Annotated in this window: 14 protein-coding genes; 8 read left to right on the forward strand and 6 right to left on the reverse strand. The window is 61.1% G+C overall.

Annotation, left to right across the window (positions count from 1 at the left end; all coding sequences use genetic code 11):
• The first annotated feature begins 114 nt into the window (after positions 1-114).
• The 8 genes from FHR23_RS13880 to FHR23_RS13915 all read left to right on the forward strand — a co-directional run bounded on the left by FHR23_RS13880 (position 115) and on the right by FHR23_RS13915 (position 14,396).
• Complete coding sequence (locus FHR23_RS13880) at positions 115-2,592, forward strand: S8 family peptidase (RefSeq protein WP_246359900.1); 2,478 nt, start codon at positions 115-117, stop codon at positions 2,590-2,592.
• A gap of 159 nt (positions 2,593-2,751) precedes the next feature.
• Positions 2,752-3,282, forward strand: a complete 531-nt coding sequence (locus tag FHR23_RS13885) for a sigma-70 family RNA polymerase sigma factor (protein WP_184005182.1) — start codon at positions 2,752-2,754, stop codon at positions 3,280-3,282.
• Positions 3,279-6,494, forward strand: coding sequence for a DEAD/DEAH box helicase (locus FHR23_RS13890; protein ID WP_184005184.1), 3,216 nt, complete (start codon positions 3,279-3,281; stop codon positions 6,492-6,494). The genes FHR23_RS13885 and FHR23_RS13890 overlap by 4 nt, the downstream gene beginning before the upstream one ends.
• 1 nt (position 6,495) lies before the next feature.
• Positions 6,496-9,597 (forward strand): sacsin N-terminal ATP-binding-like domain-containing protein, encoded by a 3,102-nt coding sequence (locus FHR23_RS13895; RefSeq protein ID WP_184005186.1) that lies wholly within the window; start codon positions 6,496-6,498, stop codon positions 9,595-9,597.
• A gap of 27 nt (positions 9,598-9,624) precedes the next feature.
• On the forward strand, positions 9,625-10,614 hold the full coding sequence (locus FHR23_RS13900) for a pPIWI-associating nuclease domain-containing protein (protein WP_184005188.1): 990 nt from the start codon (positions 9,625-9,627) through the stop codon (positions 10,612-10,614).
• 51 nt (positions 10,615-10,665) lie between these two features.
• Positions 10,666-10,893 carry a DUF4238 domain-containing protein gene (locus FHR23_RS16825; RefSeq protein WP_184005190.1) on the forward strand — a complete coding sequence of 76 codons (228 nt, stop codon included), beginning with the start codon at positions 10,666-10,668 and terminating at the stop codon, positions 10,891-10,893.
• Between the two features lie 33 nt (positions 10,894-10,926).
• Positions 10,927-12,849, forward strand: coding sequence for a TIR domain-containing protein (locus FHR23_RS13910; RefSeq protein ID WP_184005192.1), 1,923 nt, complete (start codon positions 10,927-10,929; stop codon positions 12,847-12,849).
• Positions 12,846-14,396 (forward strand): argonaute/piwi family protein, encoded by a 1,551-nt coding sequence (locus FHR23_RS13915; protein WP_184005194.1) that lies wholly within the window; start codon positions 12,846-12,848, stop codon positions 14,394-14,396. Before FHR23_RS13910 ends, FHR23_RS13915 begins: the two co-directional genes overlap by 4 nt.
• A gap of 36 nt (positions 14,397-14,432) precedes the next feature.
• Here the strand turns inward: FHR23_RS13915 and FHR23_RS13920 are convergent, their stop codons facing one another.
• The 6 genes from FHR23_RS13920 to FHR23_RS13945 form a co-directional block, all read right to left on the reverse strand.
• Positions 14,433-15,206 (reverse strand): hypothetical protein, encoded by a 774-nt coding sequence (locus FHR23_RS13920; protein ID WP_221227542.1) that lies wholly within the window; start codon positions 15,204-15,206, stop codon positions 14,433-14,435.
• Positions 15,207-15,309: 103 nt separating this feature from the next.
• Positions 15,310-16,293, reverse strand: a complete 984-nt coding sequence (locus tag FHR23_RS13925; protein WP_246359902.1) for a DUF2971 domain-containing protein — start codon at positions 16,291-16,293, stop codon at positions 15,310-15,312.
• A gap of 30 nt (positions 16,294-16,323) precedes the next feature.
• Positions 16,324-17,007 (reverse strand): hypothetical protein, encoded by a 684-nt coding sequence (locus FHR23_RS13930; RefSeq protein WP_246359903.1) that lies wholly within the window; start codon positions 17,005-17,007, stop codon positions 16,324-16,326.
• A gap of 51 nt (positions 17,008-17,058) precedes the next feature.
• On the reverse strand, positions 17,059-17,742 hold the full coding sequence (locus FHR23_RS13935) for a hypothetical protein (RefSeq protein WP_221227543.1): 684 nt from the start codon (positions 17,740-17,742) through the stop codon (positions 17,059-17,061).
• 54 nt (positions 17,743-17,796) lie between these two features.
• Positions 17,797-19,140: a hypothetical protein gene (locus tag FHR23_RS13940; protein ID WP_184005199.1), complete on the reverse strand. Its 1,344-nt coding sequence runs from the start codon at positions 19,138-19,140 to the stop codon at positions 17,797-17,799.
• 282 nt (positions 19,141-19,422) lie between these two features.
• On the reverse strand, positions 19,423-21,156 hold the full coding sequence (locus FHR23_RS13945; RefSeq protein ID WP_184005202.1) for a phospholipase D-like domain-containing protein: 1,734 nt from the start codon (positions 21,154-21,156) through the stop codon (positions 19,423-19,425).
• Positions 21,157-21,402: the final 246 nt, after the last annotated feature.

Raw genomic sequence — 21,402 nt, forward strand, 5'->3', positions numbered from 1 at the left:
GCGAATGACTGAAGTGAGGGGGCAATGCCCAACGGGGATGGAAACGGGGGCCGCAGGCTCCCGCATATCGAGATCACGCGCTGGCGAGAAAGCGCTCAGTATGTGTACCCGCGCATGCGCCGCGATCAGCGCGATCGGCGGGAGGACCATCACGAGCATGCCGAGGTGCTGCTTGAGCAACTGACCCGCGCCCTTGGCGACCTGCCCGCACGTGATCAGGATCAACGCATCGCGGTCGACGGGCTCAAGCGTGGAACGCTGGTCGAGGTCGAGACTATGGTGCCGACCGCTCGGGCCAAGGCCACCAAGACGCCGCCGCTGGACTTCCCCGGGCAGGAAATCGTCGTGCTGCGCTCCGAGCGCAACGAGGATCGCACCGAGACGGCAGTGGTGTTCGTGCCGGACGACGCGCGCGCCTTCCTGCAGAATCGGATCAGCGCTTATGGGTCCGAGAATCTCGGCAACCAGCCCCGTCCGGACGTTGACAAGTTTGAGGTCATCGAGACGATCCGCGATGCTTCGGGTCGGTCGCTTCTGACCGCAGCACCGGACGAGCAGGATGAGCGTGGTTGGTGGGAGCTTTGGCTTCGCAGGCCGGATACACAGCGCCCCGATCTCATCGCGAACGCCGTCGTCGAAGGTGTCCGTCGCGCCGGCCTCGACGTCCATCCCGAGCGGCTCACCTTCCCGGACACCGCGATCATCTTCGCTCATGGCACCCAGAATGAGATTGTCGGGATCGCGGATCGGCTGAACGGCGCTATCAGCGAAATCCGTCCTGCCGCGGGCAGTATCGAGCCCTTCCTCGATCTCGGCGAGAATGGCCTCGGGCAACAGGCGTTGGTCGAGGACTATTCGGCGCGTGTCGATCCGCCTGCAGATGGCGCGCCCGTGGTCTGCGTCATCGATACGGGTGTCGCGGCCGCGCATCCCCTCGTTGCCCCGGGACTGACGGGGGCATGGACCGTCAACGATGCCTGGGGTACGGACGATCATGCCGGTGGCGGCGGTCACGGCACCGGTATGGCGGGGCTCGTGCTGCATGGCGACCTTGCGACGCCGATGGCCGATGGCCGACGCGTCCAGCTTCGCCATGCTGCCGAGTCGGTGAAGTTCCTGCCGCCGGCTGGCTTTCCGCCGAACGAGCCCGCTCGATACGGTATCATCACCCAATCGGCGGTGGCGGTGGCCGAGGTGGAGCGGCCCAATGTGCCGCGCAGCTTCTGCATCGCGACGTCTTCGGACCATTTCAACCCGGACGGGCCGTCAAGCTGGAGTGGTGCGCTCGATCAGATTTGTGCCGGCGCGATGCCCGGCGAGCGTCTGGATGGAGTGGCCGCCAAGGATCATCCCAAGCGACTGGTTTTCGTAGCGACCGGCAACATCGCGGGCGGTATGAAAGCAGATGTCGAGCAGCATCATTCGCTCGAAGATCCGTCGCAGAGCTGGAACGCGCTTTCGGTCGGCGGATACACCGCCAAGATCGGGCCCTCCGTCGACAATCCTGAACTCAATCCCCTGGTAGGCGCGAATGAGAAAAGCCCGTTCAGCCGCGGATCGAAGCTGCTTCCCGCGGACCTGACGCCGATCAAGCCGGAGGTGCTGTTCGAGGCGGGCAATATGATGGTGGATGCCGGCGGCTTCTGCGCCTGGCACCCTGCAGTGTCGTTGCTCACGTCCGGCAAGGACGTTGCCGCACAGCCGCTGGTGCCGTTCTGGGCAACGAGCGCCGCCACCGGAGTCGCCGGAAACTTCATAGGGCGATTGAAGGCCGGGTTACCGGAGCGGTGGCCCGAAACCTACAGGGCGCTGACCGTCCATTCGGCGGAATGGCCGCAGCCGATCCGTTCGAAGCTGGTTGGCCGCGGCCGCAGCTGGCGCACGATATCGAAGGGCGAAAAGCAGCAGATCATGCGCGAGGTCGGATATGGCGTTCCCGACCTCGGGCGAGCGCTGGCATCGGCATCGAATGATGTGACGTTGCTCGTGGAAAGCGAGATTCAGCCCTATGCGCTCGGCGCGGACGGTCGCGGCGCGGTGTTCAACGAGGTCCATTTCTTCGCGTTGCCTTGGCCACGCGCCGCGCTCGAGGCGCTGGAGAATGCGGCCGTCACGATGAAGGTGACACTGTCCTATTTCATCGAGCCCAATCTCACGGGACGCGCGGCGACGCGGCCAGATACCTATCGCTCGTTCGGGCTGCGGTTCGCCATCAAGAAGCGCACCGAAACGGCGGCCGACTTCCGGCGGCGTTTGAGCAATGCGCCGGGCGAGCGCGCCGAGAATGACGGTGAAGCGGATTATTGGCTGCTCGGCCCCCAGGCAATGCAGGCTGGCTCGCTCCATTGCGACCTTTGGCGAGGTCCTGCCATCGATCTCGCGGCGCATGACCAGATCGCGATTTTCCCCGTCGGTGGCTGGTGGAAATCGCATGTCGGGCAGCGGCGGATCAGCGACCGGGCGCGCTACACTTTGGCGATCTCGATTTCCGCGCCGGATCAGGACGTGGATCTTTATGCTGAGATTGCGGCAGCGATCGAAGCACGTGTCGCAGCCGAAATCGCGGTAGGTGCCGCGCCCGGAGAGGGATGATCACGGCCGCCGTTATGGCGCCGATAGGGTTCGAGCAATGCCGCCCTCGCGTCTGCGGCACCGGCGCCGCAGACGCCCGTGACAATTTTTTTCGCGGCGACCTTCCCGTTTTCCCGTCGAGCTCCGCAACGACATCGAAAGGATGGTGCGAGCAGCCCGATGGCCGATACGGTTGAAACTCTCTCCCTAGAGGAGGTCGGACGGGTTCTGGGCCGGCTGCGCCAGCCCGACCTGCTGCGACTGGCTGCGCTTGCGCAGACCTGGGTGAGCGGATTACCGCGCCGTGACGCAGGGGACCTATTAAACGAAGCGCTCGCGCGCATCCTTTCCGGGCAGAGGCCTTGGCCGGCAGATGTCCCGCTTCCGGCGTTCCTGTCACAGGTGATGCGTAGCATCGCCAGCCAATGGCGGCATGAGGATATTCGCGAGCCGCTCGCCGCGGAAACAGACGAGATCGGCAACGATCCGCAGGAATATCGGGATGATTCTTTCGCCGACATGACAGAACGAATGCGCGCGGCGCTTGCCGATGACCCGCCGGCGCTTGGAATCTTCAATCACATTCTCACCCAAACCAGCCGCAAACAGGCTTGCGACCAGCTACAGTTGAGCGCGACGGGCTATGATACGGCGCGCCGACGCATGATCCGCACCTTGCAGCGGCAGTTCAATCCCGGATGGATCCCATGACGACACCCCCCGATTCCGACCAGGTGCTGGCCCTCATCGCCGAGAGCATTCTCGAGGCGAGCGACGAAGAAATCCTTGAAGCCGCGCGCGCGCATGGCGTCGATGTCGAGGCCCTGGAACGCAAGGTGCGCGAGATCATCGCCGCCCGTCTCACGATCGCGCGCGCAGAACCGGTCCGTCCCCTCGCGATCGGCGAGACGGTGGCCCTGCGATCGGATCCCGCGCGGATCGGGGTCATCACCGGCATCACGCCCAGCAATCGCGAGACGCGGCTGAGCATCTTCATCGATGGACGTCTGGAGACGCTCTATGCGAGCCAGGTGGTGCGCGCCGATCTGGCGCCCGGCGCGGTTCGGGCCACGCTCGACGAGTTCAACGCCCATTTGACGGCACTGCAGCTTGCCGATCCGAGCATGACCAATCTCTATTCGCTGCAGGCGGGGCGGATTGACTTCATTCCCTATCAGTTTCGCCCGGTCCTGAAGTTCATCCGTGCCGATCGGCCGCGATTGCTCGTGGCGGACGAAGTCGGCGTGGGCAAGACGATCGAAGCGGGATTGCTGCTGCGCGAGCTTCAGGCGCGGCGGCCCCTCCGGTCAGTGATGGTCGTCTGCTCGAAGGCGCTCGTCGTCGAAGAGAAATGGCATCGCGAGATGCGGCGCTTCGACGAAGAGTTCGTCTCGCTCGGCAGCGACGACCTTCGCTACTGCCTCGACCAGTGCGATATCGAAGGAGAATGGCCGGATCGCTATGCGCGCGCTATTCTGCCCTTCTCGCTCGTGAACGAGAATCTTCTGCAGGGCTTCGTCAAGCGCGGTGGCGCGCGAGGCCCTGGTCTCAGCACGCTCGATGCACCCCCCCGCTTCGATCTTCTGATCGTTGATGAGGCGCACAATGCGCGCAACAGCGACACGAGCCTGCATCAGGGTCTTCGCATCCTCGCCGACAATGCCGAGGCCGTTGTGCTGATCACGGCAACGCCGGTTCAGTTGGGCACGGGCGACCTGTTCTCCCTGCTCAACCTGCTGCGGCCGGATCTCGTCATCGATCGGCCGACATTTGAACGGATGGCTGAACCGAATGAGGCGATCAACGCGGCTATCTCGGCAATCAGGGCAGCGGCGCCCGGCTGGCAGGATGCCGCCATTGGCGATCTGGAGAGCGCTGCGGCAACCCCTTGGGGCCAGGTGATGTTGGCGCCGTCGCCTGACTTCCGGAATCTGGTCACGGCGACACGCACCGCGACGACCGACGACGATCGAGTCCGGTTGATCCGTCCCGCCGAGGCGCTGCATAGCTTCTCATCGATGATCAGCCGCACCCGTAGGCGTGACATCGGCAATTTCACGAGCCGCAAGGCGCAAACGGTCGAAGTGCCGTTCACGCCCGCGCAGCAGGCCGTCCACGACGATCTTCTGGCGCTGCAGCGTGCCATCTACATGCGCACGCATGGCGCGGGCCCGCTGGGTTTTTTGATGACGACGATCCGGCGGCAAGCGGCGAGTTCGCTCCACGGGCTGGTGCCGTTTCTCGAAGACATCCTGTCGCGCCGGTTGAGTGATCTCGAACTGGTCGAGATGGGCGACGAGGACGAGCAGCCTGCCGACGACGAGATTGCGGCGATCCGCTCGGAGATTGCGGCGATCGTCGAACGTGCGCGGCAGTTGCCGGACGATGATCCGAAGTGCGCCAGGCTGGTCGATATCGTCGTGCAGAAGGGTGGCATGGCGAACCGGCGCCTGCTCGTCTTCAGCTCGTTCCGTCATACGCTCTTCTATCTTGAGCAGACGATGCGCGCGCGGGGCATCCGGGTGGGCCTGATCCATGGCGGGGTAGGCGATGACGAGCGTCGGTCGCTGCGCAAGAGGTTCGCGCTGCCGCCGGAACAGGCGGATGCGATCGACGTGCTGCTGTCTTCGGAGGTCGGATCGGAAGGGCTCGACTTCCAGTTCTGCGATGCGCTGGTCAATTACGACATCCCCTGGAACCCTATGCGGATCGAGCAACGGATTGGCCGTATCGACCGCTATGGGCAGGCGAGCCAGACCGTGGCAATCTACAATTTTGTGACGCCCGGGACGGTGGATTTCGATATTTTCCAGCGTTGCTTGCTGCGGATCGGGGTGTTCGAGCGTGCCATTGGCGGCAGCGAGGCGATCCTCGGCGAGATTGCCGGGCGCCTGCAGGCGGTCGCGGACGATTTCCTTCTGACCGATGAGGAGCGCGAAGCGCGCCTCCAGCAGCTGGCCGACAATGAAATCCGCCAGATCATCGAAGCCGATGCGCTGGAGGAGCGCGAGGCCGAGCTGTTCGGAGTTCGGATCGAGCGCAGCACGATCGACGATGAAATCGCGCAGGCCTCCAGCCGCTGGCTGGAGCCGATGGCGATCGAGCGCCTCGTGGGCCTCCATCTCGAGCGCGAGCTTGAGGTCGGCCGCAACCCGATTTCCGGTCAAGGGCCCGTCAAGAGCTTGCGCCTGTCGGCTGAGGCACGGCGGCGGCTCGTGCCGCCGCGGGCGCGCGGCAGCCGGCTTGGGCTTGCCGAACGCGAGTGGGAGGGATGGTTGCGCGGCGATCAGCAGACACTGGCGCTGACCTTCGACCGCGAAACCGCCAACGAGGATCGCGCGCTGGCTTTCATCACGCCGGTCCATCCCTTGACCCAGGCGGCAGCAAAGTCGTTCGCGGGCGATGAGGAGGTCGTCGTCACTCTGCGTGTGACGGACCCGGCGCTGCCGGCGGGCGATCACGCCTTTGCAATCTACCAATGGCAGATGCGAGGCCTGCGCGAGGATGCGATGCTGGTACCGGTCGTCGAGGATCCCGCTGTCGGGGCAGCGTTCATGGACATATTCACGACCGCGCACGATGCCGCGGACGTCGCGCCCCCTGATGGTGCGACCGTCGAAGGGCTGGAAGGCTGGCACCACGAGCTTTGGACGCGTCGGCGGCTCGCTCATATCGCTGAGGCCGCCGAGATCGCCCGGTTCCGCCGAGACAGTCTCGAGGCCAGCCACCGCGCCCGCGTGGCGATCCTCGAAGAGCAGCTGGGGCGGACATCGGAGGAGCGTATTCGGAGGATGCGGGTGGGACAGCTGGCGCGCGCGAACGCCGATCATCAGGAAGCGTTGCGCGATCTCGCGGCTGCGGAGCTGCGGGCCGACATCCTGCCGCGCCGTGTGGCTTCGGGCATGCTGAAGGTGGAGCATTGATATGAGCACCACATTTCTCGACTGGCTGGGAGCGCTTCGCGCGCGGCGCGAGCGCTGGGTGAACGCCAACCACGAAAACAATTTCGACCGGGGCATCTGGAACGCGACGGTCGAGAAATATGCCGATCCGAGCCACTTCATCTTCGAGTTGCTGCAGAACGCGGAAGACGCCGGCGCATCCTGGGTGCGGTTCACGCTGGAGAGCGATCGCATCGTCTTCGAGCATGACGGGCGGCCATTCGATCGCGATGACATCGAAGGCATCACCGGCATCGGCAATACGACCAAACTGGACGATGGCCACAAGATCGGCTGCTTCGGCATCGGTTTCAAATCGGTCTATGTCGTCACCGAACGCCCTGAGGTGCATTCGAGGATCGAGGGCGCGGCGCTCGCCTTCGCGATCGAGGACTTGGTGGTCCCCAAGCTGATCGATACGGCGCATGGTGACGACACCACGCAGATCGTGCTGCCGCTGCGGGCGGATCGCGCCGATTTGGCGGTGACGCGCGCGCGTGATGGGCTTGCCTCTTCAGGTGCGGCCGCACTTCTTTTCCTCGAGCGGGTCAAACGGCTCGAATGGGTGGATGGCGACGCGCGTGGACGTGCCGAGGTTTCCGATGGCGATGGCGCCATCCGATCGATCCGATCGCGCTTGCCGGACGGAACTGACCGGCGCGATCGTTATCTCATCGTGTCGCGCCCGGTCGAGAGCCGGGAGGATCGCAAGCAATATGAGGTGAAGGCCGCGCTGCGTCTCAACGATGGTGGCGATCTGGTGCCCGAAGACGCGCCGACCCGATTGAGGGTGTTCTTCGAGACGCAGGAAAACACCGGCCTGCACTTCATCGTCCACGGCCCGTTTCAGCTCACGGACAACCGCGCCAACATCAAGCTCGACGATGACTGGAATGCCGAATTGATCGAAGCAATCGGCGATATGGTTGCCGATACGCTTCCGGGGCTGCGCGATCGCGGCATGCTCAAGCGGGGCGTGCTCGACCTACTTCCGAACAGCATGGACGAGTTGCCGCCGGTGTTCGTTCCGATCCTCACGGCGATCGCGGAAAGATTTCAGACCGAGGCTCTAATCCCCGCGAGCGAGGGCGGCTTCGTCACGGCGCCTGCGGCGATCCGCGGCCCGGCCGAACTGCGCGACCTGCTGGGCGACGATGGACTGAACCGCTTCGCCGGCCTGGCGGATCGGCGTTGGATCACACCCGGCCTGCGCAATAGCCGATCCGAGAACCTGGTTTCGACGCTCAAGATCGAGGACTGGGACCACGGCAAGTTCTTCGCCGCGTTCCAGCGGGCTTTCGGCCAGCAGACGATGCTGTATCAGTCCGAGGCCGACGCACGTAAGCTCGCGGTCGGCTGGTTCGATGGTCTTGAGGACGAAGCGGCGCAGCGTTTCTATCTCGCGCTCGACGCAGCGCTGAAGGCCCAGAAGCGATCGGTTTCGATTTCGGGGCTCAAGTTCATCCGACTGGAAAGCGGTGGTCGGCACTCGCCAACCTTTGCGGTACTGTCACCAACGGATAGCGAACTCGATCCCGAGGCCGAACAGTGCGACCTCTTCCTGGTGAAGAAGAGCCTCGTGCGACTTGGCCGGGGGCGCGGGAAGGATGTCGAGCAATTCCTGCGCCGTATCGGTGTGAAAGACGTTGACGAGAAGGCGTATCTCGCGGCGATCATCCGCACACAATATAAGGGTGACGGTGCGCGCCCCAACCGCGAGCGCCATCTCCAGCATATGCGGCGGTTCATCCGGTGGTGGAAAGAGCATGGCGACATCGCGATGTTCGCTGGCGTGGAGTTCATTCGTGCCGGATCGGACGCCGCCTATCATGATGCGGATGCCGTCTATTTCGGCGAACCATTCCTGAAATCGGCGCTCAACAAGGTTTATGACGGCTCGATCGAGGGTCGGGAACGGGCAGCGCTCTGGGAGGGATATGCCAAGCTTCCCCGCAAGGATCTGCTGGCGTTCCTGACCGCCTGCGGGGTCGAAGACAGCTTATCGGTGATGTATTCGGGCATCCCCTATGAGCATCCCCACTGGAGCGAATTGCATTCGGGCTTCGGAGCGACGCGCAACACCGGGTCCGGGATCAACATTGACTATCAAATCGACGAACTCACCGAGCTTCTGGCGCGAGACGATGCGGAAGTTTCCCGGCTTGTGTGGGACGCGGTCAGCGCTGTTGGCGCCAAGGCGATGACCGCGAGCTACTCACCGAACCAGTCGCGTGCGGCCAATCAGCGCCCCTCCAGCCTCGCGCTGGTGTTGCGCGATACCGCTTGGATTCCGACCAAGGACGGCGGGCTTCGGATACCCAGGACGATCACGGCCGGGGATCTCGCCAAGGGGTTCAATGTCGGCGGTAACGAGGCGTGGCTGCAGGCGATCGGCCTTGGCGAGGAACATCGGCAGCGCAGCGAGCAGCATAAGGCGCGGCGCAAGGCTGGCGAGTTGATCGGGCTCGACCCCGCTCTCGTCGATCAGTTGAGCGGCCTGCCGCCTGAAGCGCTTGCTGAACTCAATGCTGATGTTCTGCGCAAGATCGCTAGCCGATCTTACGAGCGGGTGGCGTTTCCCGAGCGCGAATCTGGCAGCCCGGGACGCCGAGCTGAACGATTGGCGGCGCGAGCTAGGTCAGCACCCAGCAAAACCTATGAAGTCCGCGAGCGTAGCGTTCGGGTGAGCAGTGGCGAGAGCAAGGCTCTGGCCCGCACTTATCTGGAAGATCATTATACCAATCCACTTGGCGACATGATTTGCCAGGGGTGCCATGAGAAGATGCCGTTCAACCTTCCGGATGGTTCGCCCTATTTTGAAGCGTGCGAGTTGGTAGAGTCCTTGCCCACCGAACAAGCCGAAAATCACCTGGCGATGTGTCCGACCTGCGCGGCGAAGTGGCGCTATGCCAATCCCGTTTCAGATGGCGACCTGCGCGCCGCGCTGTCGCTGGCGATTTCGCCGGAAATCGACATAACCCTCGCCGGCGAAAGCGTCAGAGTGCGCTTCACGCAAGTTCATCTGGACGACATCCGCACGGTGAGCGGTATATCCAAAGTCTCATCTTCACACACACCTGGGTAACCACATGAGCGCAAAATGGGGTCTTCTGTGACTGACAACGGGGACGGCACTCCCAAGCCATTCACGGTGCCAGCGCCGGCTGACCGGCTCGTGGCGCTGGGGTCGCTTGCCCCCGATGACTTCTTTCGCATCACGATTGAGGGTGCTGCCAGCGTGCTTCGCGATGCCGCCAATCCGCTGTGCCTCAACCTTTTCTCGACGGCGATCCGTATGTTGTTCGAGCATGTCATGGGAACGCTCGCGCCCGATGCCGACGTTGAGGCGTGTCCCTGGTATGTCCCGATCGTTGGGCAGGATAAGCCAGTCCGCGCACAGCGCATCCAATATTGGCTGCAGGGCGGACTAACCGATGGCTATCTGGAAGACGAGCTCGGCCTCGCGCCAGATGCGCTGCGCAAACGATTGCTCAAGGCATTCAATGGTCTAAGCAAGCATGTCCATGGCCGCGCCGACACGCTGGTGCGCGATCCTTCAGAGCAGGAGGCCGAGGCCGAAGCGACTGTGTCGGCCGTGGAAGAACTGCTCTACGCCTATCATGATTGCCGCACGGCACTGATCGAGCCACTGGTTGAGGGGCTCGACGAAGGTGCGGTCGACTCCCTTCTCAGCGAAACCATCCAGTCGATCGACGAGCTCGCAAGCCATCATACGATCGAGGAGATCTATACCGACAAGACCGAAGTCGCAGCGATCGGTCCTCAGATGGTCCGCTATCGTGCGTCGGGCAGCGTCTCGGTGACGTTGCAATTCGGATCGAACGGCGATCTCAGACGAGGCGATGGTGCCGAACTCGACGACAGTTTTCCGTTCGAATGCCTGTTCGACGTACCGCTCGACGATCCGCGCGATCTGTCGCAGGCAGAAGTCGTATCCGGCGTCGATACCAGCAGCTGGTATGGCGACGATTGGAACGACGACGGCCGAGAAATCGATGTCGATCTCAGCGTCGTTCCCGATGTGGATCTCGGCGCCTGGCTTCGCGGCGACGACGATGACGATAATCGACCCGCTTTTTGAACCGATAGGGGGAGTAGCGGCCTGGCTGGACGCAGGCGGTGGCATGATCCTGTGAGCGCGCCCAAGCCTCATCACTATGTTCCGCAATTCCATCTGCGTCTCTTCGCGGACAATGACGGAAAGCTTTCGGTCTGGGATAAGCACGTCGATCGCGTCTTCGCCACTCTTCCCGGCCGGATGCAGCTGACCGACCACCTTTACGACCGCTTCATGGAAAGCTTTCTGAAGTGGACGAATTCCTGTCCTTCAGTATGTCTAGTTCTTGAATTGTTCGCTTGACCCCTAATGTGTGCTCGCGGACAAGCAAGGAACATGGCTCATGATTTCTCCCCTCTCTCACCCTCGGAATTCGAAGATCTGACCCGGGATTTGCTCGGCCAGGAATTGGGGATTCGTTTCGAAGCTTTCACCGACGGACCCGACGATGGGATGGACGGGCGTCACGCTGCAGCGGACGGCGCTGTAATTCTGCAGGCGAAGCACTATCGACGGTCCGGCTTTTCGAAATTGAAGGCAAAGATGAAGCAGGAGCGGAGCTCCATCGATGCCCTGAATTGCAAGCGGTATCTCTTGGCAACATCGGTTGCGCTAACGCCCGCCAACAAGACCAAGCTAGCCGCCGAGATCGGGCCAGCCCTCAAATCTTCCGGGGACATATTTGGGCTCGAAGACATGAATGCCCTACTGCGCAAGTTTCCCCAGGTTGAAGCATCCCACCCGAAGCTCTGGCAGCAAAGCGGCGCGGTTCTCAAGACAATGATTACCGACGCGATCGCAGACGCGATTCCGAAACCAGCGCCGGTCCCGCCCATGTTGGCCACTTTGCTGCCCTCAGCGACCGCGGCGACTGCTGTTGAGCAGGCCGAGCGCGACACAGTGTTCATCATCAAATCGTCTCCAATTGACGATGAGTTCGCGCTCTGGCTCGCGCCAAAGCTCGAAGCCGAAGGCTATCATGTCTTTGCTGACGTGCTTACGCTTGAACCGGGTGATCGTTGGCGGCGCGAGATCAACCAGGCGCTAGAGCATCGGGCGGCCAAAGTTTTGCTCGTCAGCCGCGATGCCACCCTCGCCGATCCATTGGTTCAGGATGACATCGACATCGCGATCGATGTCGCTAATCGGCGTAGCGACCAGCGCTTTATCCTACCCCTGCGCCTGGAAGCGGGCCGCAAGGTGAAAGGTATCGGCGACACGGTCGCTATCGATTTTGTTCGCGGCTGGGGCGAAGGGCTGATGTCGCTCCTCGATGCTCTCCGCCGGCAAAAAGTTCCGCGGAACCCTCACGCCGCATCGATCAATCCCAATTGGGAGCTATTCCGTAGGCGGGGTGCGGTGCCGCTCATCGACCAGCCCGAGCGGTTGACGTCCAACTGGCTGCGAATCACCGAAGCACCTGATGAGATCAATTACTATGAACCGCGAGGTGCTTCGGACCCGGATCAACTCAAACGCGCGTTTGCCCGTTACCCCTATCCCACAGCGATCCAGGGCCGCGGCTTCCTGAGCTTCGCAAGCCAAGGGGAAATCGACGAAGCGTTCGAAGAGATTGGACGATTTCGTCTCGAGCGAAGTATGCCGGTCCTTACCTTTCTCGAAGAGGGCGTTCCAGAGCTTGGCATCGAGCGGCAGGTCGCGTCGAACCTCCTGATTGTCATGATTAAAGAGGCGTGGTTCGACTTCTGCAGAATCAGGGGCTTGATCGAATATTCCTACTCGAACAGTCTCGGTTTCCACGCATCGCCTGCGCTCGCACCAACAGGCACACGCATTCCTTGGGGGAAGCAAGGAGACCGGCGCTCGTCCATGCTGCGCAACATCGCCAAGGGCCATATCTGGCAATATGGTGTGACCGCGCTCCCTGCGACATGGCCGTTCTGGCACCTGAAATTGAAAGCGCGCGTCCTGTTTGCTGCGGATAATGGCACGGCTGAAGGGCTCGCAATCGACGACCCGAAGAAGATGCACAAGCTGAGGCGATCGATTTGCAAGGGCTGGCGCAACAAGCAGTGGCATGGCCGCATGCTTGCATTCCTGGAGATGCTGTCGGGCGACAGCGCCTATATCCGACTGCGTCTTTCGGCCGAGCGAGACCTCGTGGTCGACGCTTCGCCAATTCTGTTTACCTCGCCCGTCAGCACAATGCTGCCCGACGTTACTGACGCGGATGACGAGGAAACTGACGTAAGCACGCTTGGTCGGCCGGAAAGTGACGATGAGGAGACGGAGGCGTGAAATTCCCAGAACAATCGCTTGTTGTTGATCATCTGCACGAACCCGCGCTCGAGTTTGCCTTTGGTGAGCGCAGCCCCCATCCCAAGGACGGGCTGTTTCTCTATGGCCCGCATTCCAAAGGAAAGAAGTCCCGTGAAATCCGCGTCGGCGTGATCGGCACGACTGACGGTATTGCCCACTTCCGAAACTGGGCACGCAGCATCATGCAGGTCGTGGCGGTCCCGCCGCCGGGAAAGGCCGAAAAGAAGGACCGATTGCATCTCGCGAACTTCCCTGGCCTGGAAGAGACATTTGGGATCAGCTTTGACCCTGACGAGATCAGCACCTTGTCGCTGCAGCTCGCCGACATCGACCGCGCGACGCGAATCGAGAATCTCAACGAGGCGGTCGATAAGGTCGCACGCCTCTACATCGATCGCGTCCGCAAGCACCTCAAGAACGAGGAGGGAGCAGTCGATATTTGGGTGCTGGTACTCCCAGAGATTGTTTACGAGCGATGCCGTCCCGGTTCGAAGCGGACCGGCCTAGCCATGGAGGCAGGTGAGTTCGGACGGCGCCAGAAGGCGAAGGCCAGCCTGCCGTTGCTCGCCGGCGTTATTGACCAAAGCAATGAGGACATATTCAATGATGTCCCGGACTTCCACCGGCGTATCAAGGCTGAGTTCCTCGCGATCGCGCCGACCCAGCTCGTGCGCGAAACAACGCTGGCGCCGAATGCCTTCCTGAATAAGGCAGGCTATCCGGTTCGCAAAACGCAGGATGCGGCGACACTCGTGTGGAACCTCGCGACCGGGCTCTACTACAAGACACAACCCAAGCCGCCCTGGCGGCTAGGGTCGGTGCGGCCGGGTGTCTGCTATATCGGGATGGTCTACAAGAGCCTGCCCGACGACCCCAATGGCCATGCCTGTTGCGCCGCGCAGATGTTTCTCAACGAGGGCGACGGCGTCGTTTTTCGCGGTGCGAACGGTCCGTGGAAGACGGGTGATCACGAATTCCACCTGAAAAAGGCCGCCGCCAAAAATCTGCTGAAGCTCGTGCTGGCGACTTACAAGGAGATGCACGGCGAACCGCCGAAGGAGCTCTTCATTCACGGCCAGACCTATTTCAACGACGAGGAGTGGCGCGCCTTTTGCGAAGCTGCGCCCAAGAGTACTAATGTCGTCGGCGTGCGGATCCGCACAACTGGCGGCGAGACCAAGCTATTTCGGGATGGCGACTACCCGGTGCTTCGCGGCACTGCGATGCTCCTCGACGATCATGTCGCCTATTTGTGGACGACCGGATACGTGCCGCAGCTGGACACGTATATTGGCCCAGAAACGCCGAACCCGCTGCACATCACGGTGATGCGGAGCAAATATGAGCGACCCGCCATCCGCGTCGTGCTGGAAGACATCATGGGCCTCACGAAGATCAACTATAACAGCTGCAACTTCAATGACGGGCTGCCCGTCACGGTGCGCTTCGCGCGCATGGTGGGCGACGTGCTGACGATGGGTTCGGCAAAAGGCCAGGAGAAACAGCCGTTCAAATTCTACGTCTGATGCAAATCGATGATTGGCTCGTCCAATGAAGACCGGTCATTCCAGCCGGTCATAAAGTGCGAAGTTCAGTTCGAACAACAGCTCTTCCGGGCTGCGGCCGGTCGCTTCACAAAACTCCAATATTTCGATGAATGGATTGCCGCCCGGGTCTCGTTCATAGAGCCGAGCAACCCACTGGCCGAAATGATCGTCCGCGTCCCCCAGATTGTGATGCTCTAGTATGTCGAGCTGTCGCTTTAAGTCCGCCAGGCTGATTTCGAACGCTTCCTCGACATCATCCACCGGAAGCCGATTATTGCCGCCATGATCGCGCATGCGGGCCGCCAGCTCGATTGCGAAGGTGCGCGTGGCCCGCGGCAGCCGGGCCAGTTTGTCGACGAATTCGGTGATACCTGCGATGTCGTCGGGACAGTTGCGTATTTCTTCGATCTCCAGCGCGTCTGCCAGAGCGTCGAGGGTCACCGGATAGATCGGTGTCGCGTCACGTGTCTTGTCTGTGTAGCGCTCGAGAAATTCATGCTCGGCCCGTTGGAAGCGGGTTTCATGCCGCCGCTTGTAATCCCGCAGCAACTCGGCAGGAAACTCGGCCTCCCGGTTCAGATCGTCGATAATGTCATGGTGCGGACCGCAGACGAGAAATAAGTTCTCGAACGCACGGCGAGCTTCTTCATCGAGACTCGCATCGAAGCGCGCACCTCCGCCGTTGGCTGCGTGAATATGGGCAATCTTGCCCAGCATTGTCCCGCCATCGTCAACAAGCTCGTTCTTGCAGTCGGGCATGGCGCATTGGTTGCCGCTCCAGGCGAACAACTTTTTGATCGTGGAAGTGGTTGGCTGGAGTCACTCGTCGGTTTTGGCCATACCAAATAGTGCCTTGGCAATCGCATTGCGACAAGGCAGTCACGCCTCGCCGTCAGCCGTGGGTCGGATTTTCTTCCTTCGGTCGTGGCGGATCGCCGTTATCGCGATCGGCGAATATGTGGTCGAACGAACGATGGCGCCGCGGCAGACTTACCTTCAGTTCGTCCAAGTCGACCGCGCGCTTTACGAGAAGGAACTGGCCCCATTGCTCGCGGATCTCGAAGAAGCTCACTGGCCGATCGCGGTTTTCCATTGCCTTTACCACCGCAAACCTGACCGCCGTTGGGCAGCGCATGCCGAACACCACTTCCTCAAGTTCTAGTGGCGAATTGCGTTGGCCGCGCGGGCCAATCAGGCGCCATTCGCGCTCATAGGCCCAAGGTTTGGCCTTCTTGAGCAGAACCGCTTCATCGACGCGACGGCGAGCAGGCTCCTGCCCAGCCATCATAGCCGAAACATCACTCGCCTTGACGAGCCGGCTGCCGCCATATCGGATTTTCTCGACATTGCCTGTTGACGCTTCAGGAACGGAATAGCCGAGGCAGAGCCCACGATGTTGGTCGCCATAATGGCTCCACATCAATGGGCAGTTGACGCGTTCGGCGAGGGAATAAACGCCCTTGTCGTAACGCCGCAGCAGCTCCTCTTGGACATATTGCCCGAGCAGGAACCGCTCCGGATCCTCCATCTCGTAATCGGGATCTGTCGCGTTGTAGCGAATATCGAGCAGGAGACGTTCGGCTGCCTTGCGGCTTTGCCGCGCGATATGGTCGAGCGTCTTTGGCCCACGGTAGCGGATCGTCTTCGCCGCGGCCGACATCTCGGCCTGCGTGCGCGCCTCAATCATTTGTGAGAGGATCGCCTCAAGAGCATCTGCGGCAATGTCGGTATCGAGCACAGCTTTTGTGTCGAGCGGATCATTGAACGTCGATGGATCGGCGAAGTAGACGGTGTCTTCGACCAGCATTCCAAGCGTCAGATTGCTGAAGCCGCGATATTTGTAGAGGCGCTTAGGCAAGGTCCGGTCGGCCATCATCCATTTCCCCCAACGACGTTCGTCGCCTCATCAAAGAGTGACGGGTTGAACATCATTCCGCCGATTGCCGACACGATCATTCATTCCAATAGGGCGGATCGGTGACCGCCATTGGCTGAGAATCTGCGAGCCCCCAGAACCGGGTCGTTGCCCTAATGTAGCGGATAAGGTCGCCCTTTCGAATACGCAGGTGCTCGCTTGGAATATGGGCGCCTGGTAAAAGGTCAAAATAGTCCGTCGCGGTATCGTCCCACAATTGGGGCGCCAATGCTCGCAACCGATTGCAGGATTGGCCCTCGCCATGGCGAACGACATTGGCGACGACGAAATCTGAATCAGGTCATCGCCCAGACCACCGCTCACGAGTTCGATTCCGGCCACCTTCGCGCAGTCTGCCAGCAGTGGTTCATATCCCCGTAGCTTGGTCATGTCGGCGACACCCGCGTCCTGGATCGTCCGCGCCCAGATGCTCAACTGGCGCTCGAACAGGGCAGCGGGCGTCAACACGAACGCTTTGGCCGCTTCGTCACCCGTATAGTTGTCGACCTGGGCTTTGGCTCGATCGAGAAACTGATCGAGGGTCGTGGCTTCGCCGAAGTCCAATGCGCCGTGGTATGGCATGCTGTCCATGACCGGCAGGATCAACCGCTCGTACAAGCGTGCGAGGTTAGCCTGAAAGACGCGCGGCAGCTGATCCTTGAGCGAAACCGTCAAAGGCTGCGATCCCTCCGGTCGAGCGAATCTTGCATAACATGCCCCCCATGCTCATCGCTCGGGTTCGGCCACGAGACCTTCGGCGAGATCGGATAGCCAAAGTGATACGTCTTCAATCCGGACTGCATCGCCATGGTCTGCATAATAGTCCCCGACTGTATGATAGGCGTCACCGAAGCGCTCGGCGAACGTGCGCTGCAGCTTGTCGTTTCGACTCAGGATGCTGCTGAGCGCCCGGCGGCCCCGCAGGAATTTAACAGCGTGATCGGTTCCCAGCAGGTAAAGATGCTTGCTCTTGGCAGTCGGACTCAGCGCCAGCAGCAGATAATCTTTGAAGACGCCGTTCTGCCTGATCGCCTCCGAGCCGCCGCGCCAATTGATGAACTTGAACTCGGCGACCCGGAAATTGGTCTCCAAGTCAAAGGCGCGGCCGGTGTTCCCGGCGCCAAGCGATACATATTCGACACGTTCTCCGGGCTTGAGCAGGTGCGGAAGGCACAGCAAGATGCCGAGCGCATGGATCGTCACGTTGATCTGGCCGGCCTGGCGTTTAAGCTCGGCAGCCGCGCTCAGCGCTTCGCGACCGGCATCCACCCCGTCGAGGAACAGCTGACAATCGTTCGCGGTCACGCCCTGCACCGCCGCTTCGAGACGGGAGAGTGTTGCAGTGAGGTTTGGTCCGGTAAACCGGGCGAGTGCACTGACGATCTTAGACGATGTGATTCCCCCGGCCATACGCCGAGGTAACACGGGCCGCGTCGGAACAATATAGGTCGTGATCCGCAGTCACTATTCCTGAATATGCTCGCGAAATCCTTTGTCGGACGCGAGGGGCAATTTGAAATGGGTCGACGTCATCGCTGCCAGATGCGGTGTGACAGTCGGGGAGGTCAGGAATTTGTAGGCATAGTCCGCTGCTTCGCGGCGCGTGCAGAACGCCTCGCGCACAAACGTTTGAATGCATGCGCCGAGAAACCCCTGCATGAACTGGCACTGCGCTTCACCTTCGAGACCGAGTCCAGCGAACGTCGCGCCCTCGTGGACGATGCGATTGCGCACGCCGTAATGGCGATCGAAATCGTCAAGTAGCTTAGCAAAGCGGCCCGAGTTCCCGGCGGACCCAAAGGCGCTGACCCACAGGCGATGCCGATCCCCGCGCAGCCTGTCGGGCTCGCACAAAGCGTCGATCGCATAAACCAGATGAAGGAACGAGGCTTCGAGTTCGACCAGATAGAAGGCACGGTTGAAAGCGCGAAGCGCTGCCTTGAGCGCGAGCGTGATTTCATCGCCGCTTTTGTTGTCGACGACCATATTGGCGAGCGGTTCCGCCCAGGAGAGACTGCCTTGGTCGACTTCCAGGCCCAGCCAATTGTTCGAAACCCGCAAGACATAAGGCTTGCCTTGCAGCAACCGGGCCTTCAATGCGCGGCTGACCGGCATAACATAAGCAAGTGCCGTCTCGCTGATCCAGCCAGGCTTCGCCGGCAGATATTCAAGGCGTCGATAGTGGCAGAGATCGTAGCGGATCGGGTCGAGCGCATGATCAGCGTCTTCCATCACTAGTCGCAGAAGCTGGGACTGACTATCGAATGAAGCTTCGGCCCCGTAGAACACCGATAGTGGGACCTCGATCGTCCGCTCTATCAGCGGATGACTGAGCAGCTCGGTGGTACCGCAGGCTTCCTGGCCCGGTTTCCAATCTGAATCCACATCTGCACCGGGCACATCGCAAAGCGATTGCCACGCGTGGTCGGCAAGTCGATTGTCCTCTCCATCGACCGGCGCATGGAAGCGTGTGTCGCCAAGAGCAAAGTGATTTTCCAGGCGCAGGCCCTCAACCGGTACGAGATAGGTGCAGGTGACCATACGGTCGACAGCTAGCCGGGCGAGAGCGCTGGCTTGCCCTTCCGCCGGATCGAGTTCCTCGATTTCCAAGAAGTCGAACGCGGCTCGGAAATCTGCGAGGCACGCGTCGGCGTCATACCCGCCATCGCCATATTTCTTGAACGTGACGCCATCGCCCTCGGGAAAAGGACTCGCCCAATAGCCTTGCGTCGTCACGGCAGTGATCCCCGCCGACAAGGCGGTTGAGAGGTCGGCGGGCAGCATGCCCGGCCAGAACAGATTGCCCATGTGGTCGCCGCGTGGGTGGATTAGCAATGCCCCGAGGCGCCGTTTGGTGACTGTCGATGGCATTGCTATCGTCCGACCGCTGACAGAGTAAGGCCGCTAAACCTCTGACGTGCAGCGCCTTCCTGTTGTCTACTGCCGTTGGACGTGATCCGCTCTGATGATACAGGTTTGCTGATTGCCGACAATTTTCTGTTCCAATCAATATTTTACGGTGGTGGCGATGGGTAGCCGACCGGTAAGGCAGCGATCGTCGGAAGGGGGTCGTTGGCCACAAAGGGAATATCAACCCGATGCATTAGACCCGAACCAGAAGTCGAGCTCGCGCAAACGCCGCTTGTCATAGGCGTTGCCAGGAGCCTTGATCTGCCAGCCGTCATCGTCGGCAAGGCCAGCCCATTTCGGCTTCCCACCTTGCTTCTGGACCGACTCTCGCCAGCGATACTGCGCGTAAATCTCCATGATCTTGCCCGCATACTGGCTCGCCAGATCGCGATTGCCGGCGATGATCACTAGATTCTCGTCATTCACCCCGCTGGCCTTCGGTCCCATGTTGTGTGAGCCGGTCATTACGACGGGGTTCGCGCCATAGGGGTCGACGATGACGATCTTGTCGTGGACCATCGCATGGGCGGTTGGGAGTTTCAGCACTTCCTTCTGCCAATAGGCGAATTTGCCCGGAATGGCGGCGGGTAGCACGACGTCGGAATTGGCTTCGATCCGCTCACCGCGATTGAACAGCACGACCGGGTTCTTCACCGTTCCCGGGTTCTGGTTCAGAACGCCCTGGATATAGAGGTCGGGCTTGTATGTGGGGCTCGACGGAGATGCGAGTTCGATGATGTCGTTGAGCAGCGTTCCCCGTGGCCCTGGATTGAACATGGCGAAGAGAATGCCCTCCTGAGCGCCAGCGATGAGCGCGCCCGCCTGGTCGAGGTCCATGCCCCCATGCATAGGCGTGAACCACACCATCGTATTCTTGGCCTTGGTCGTCTTCTTAGCTTCGGCATTGCTGTCGTACAGCGCCGGCGGAGAATCGTCGCCGTCGGATGCCAGTAGCTTCCACTGATCCAGATAGAACTGTGCGAGCGCGGAATTCTCGATCAGCAGCGCATTGTTCGCTTGGGTACAAAGTCCGGTCGTCGTCCAATTGGTGCTGCCGGTCCAGACCGCCTTCGGCCCTTTGTTGGCATCGCAGATGACCAGAAACTTGTTATGGGCAAGCGCGCGCGGTGCGGTCATGCGGTCTTTGACATCGCAGCCGGACAGGTCGGTTCGAGCGTCAGCATTCTCGTCCTGCCCCTTCTTCTTCACGCTCCCGTTTCCGAGCACGAGATGCGCCTTTTTCTTGAGCGCTTTCAGCAAGGGCACGAGCTCGGGATCGTCCAGTTCAAAGAGGGCTGCATAAACGTGGCCGCCGTTCGTCTTCGCATCGGTGAGCAGGGAGACGAGTTTGTCGCGTATCGGGCCGGCGAGGAAGCGGCGGATGGGATCGCCCACGTCGCCGATCGCTTTCTTCAGCTTTGTCGTCGGTGCCTCGGCCGGCAGCGATCGAGCCAGCCATTGGCTCGCGACGATCCCGCGGTTGAAGTAGCAACTGGTGTGACCGTCGGTCTCGGCACCGATTTCGACCGGATCGCTCCACGCCGACAGGTCGTTGGCAGATTCCTGCATCGCAGCCTCTGCGCCAACCATCGCCGAGACCTGATAGGCGACGACATCGCCGGGGTTCACGGCAAAATCGGACCACAGGTATTTCTGGATCGGCCATTGGGTGGTGGGTTTGCGCGTGCCCTCGGGAACCTCGGGTCCGCCGGCAAAGCCTACCCAACTGGCAACGATCTCCTGCACGAAACCCTGGGCATCGGGAGGAGATTCAGTGTTGGGACTGATGGCGCTGCCCGCTGCGCGCTTGATCTTGCGACGCAGCGCGAAGCCGCGACATTCGTCGATGAAGGGGCTGCGCCACGCAAGTAAGGCACTGTCGACGCCGGGATGCACGATCAAATCGATAGCCATCTGCCCCTCCGTAGTTGGATAGTATTATCTGCGGATCATTCACCTAGTTCGTGACATTACCGTGCAAGTGAGCACGTCCCTGACAAGTATGCGAATCGCACATCGATGTATCGGTTGTAATCGACTACGTCGGCATCGCTCAATTGTCTGCACATGGGCGCGATGCTGCCTATTCATATCCGAACGGCGCCGGCGATGCGACGGGCGGATAAAGCTGTTGTAACCACCCGAATTTGGCATTCTTTA

Origin of the sequence: Stakelama sediminis (assembly GCF_014199335.1) — a bacterium.
Taxonomy (GTDB): Bacteria; Pseudomonadota; Alphaproteobacteria; order Sphingomonadales; family Sphingomonadaceae; genus Sphingomonas; species Sphingomonas sediminis.

Coding starts and splice junctions, on each gene's coding strand:
- FHR23_RS13885 (WP_184005182.1), top strand. CDS start 2,752: ATGGCCGATACGGTTGAAACTCTCTCCCTAGAGGAGGTCGGACGGGTT.
- FHR23_RS13925 (WP_246359902.1), bottom strand. CDS start 16,293: ATGATGGCCGACCGGACCTTGCCTAAGCGCCTCTACAAATATCGCGGC.
- FHR23_RS13910 (WP_184005192.1), top strand. CDS start 10,927: ATGGCTCATGATTTCTCCCCTCTCTCACCCTCGGAATTCGAAGATCTG.
- FHR23_RS13940 (WP_184005199.1), bottom strand. CDS start 19,140: ATGGGCAATCTGTTCTGGCCGGGCATGCTGCCCGCCGACCTCTCAACC.
- FHR23_RS13935 (WP_221227543.1), bottom strand. CDS start 17,742: ATGGCCGGGGGAATCACATCGTCTAAGATCGTCAGTGCACTCGCCCGG.
- FHR23_RS13890 (WP_184005184.1), top strand. CDS start 3,279: ATGACGACACCCCCCGATTCCGACCAGGTGCTGGCCCTCATCGCCGAG.
- FHR23_RS13945 (WP_184005202.1), bottom strand. CDS start 21,156: ATGGCTATCGATTTGATCGTGCATCCCGGCGTCGACAGTGCCTTACTT.
- FHR23_RS13895 (WP_184005186.1), top strand. CDS start 6,496: ATGAGCACCACATTTCTCGACTGGCTGGGAGCGCTTCGCGCGCGGCGC.
- FHR23_RS13880 (WP_246359900.1), top strand. CDS start 115: ATGCGCCGCGATCAGCGCGATCGGCGGGAGGACCATCACGAGCATGCC.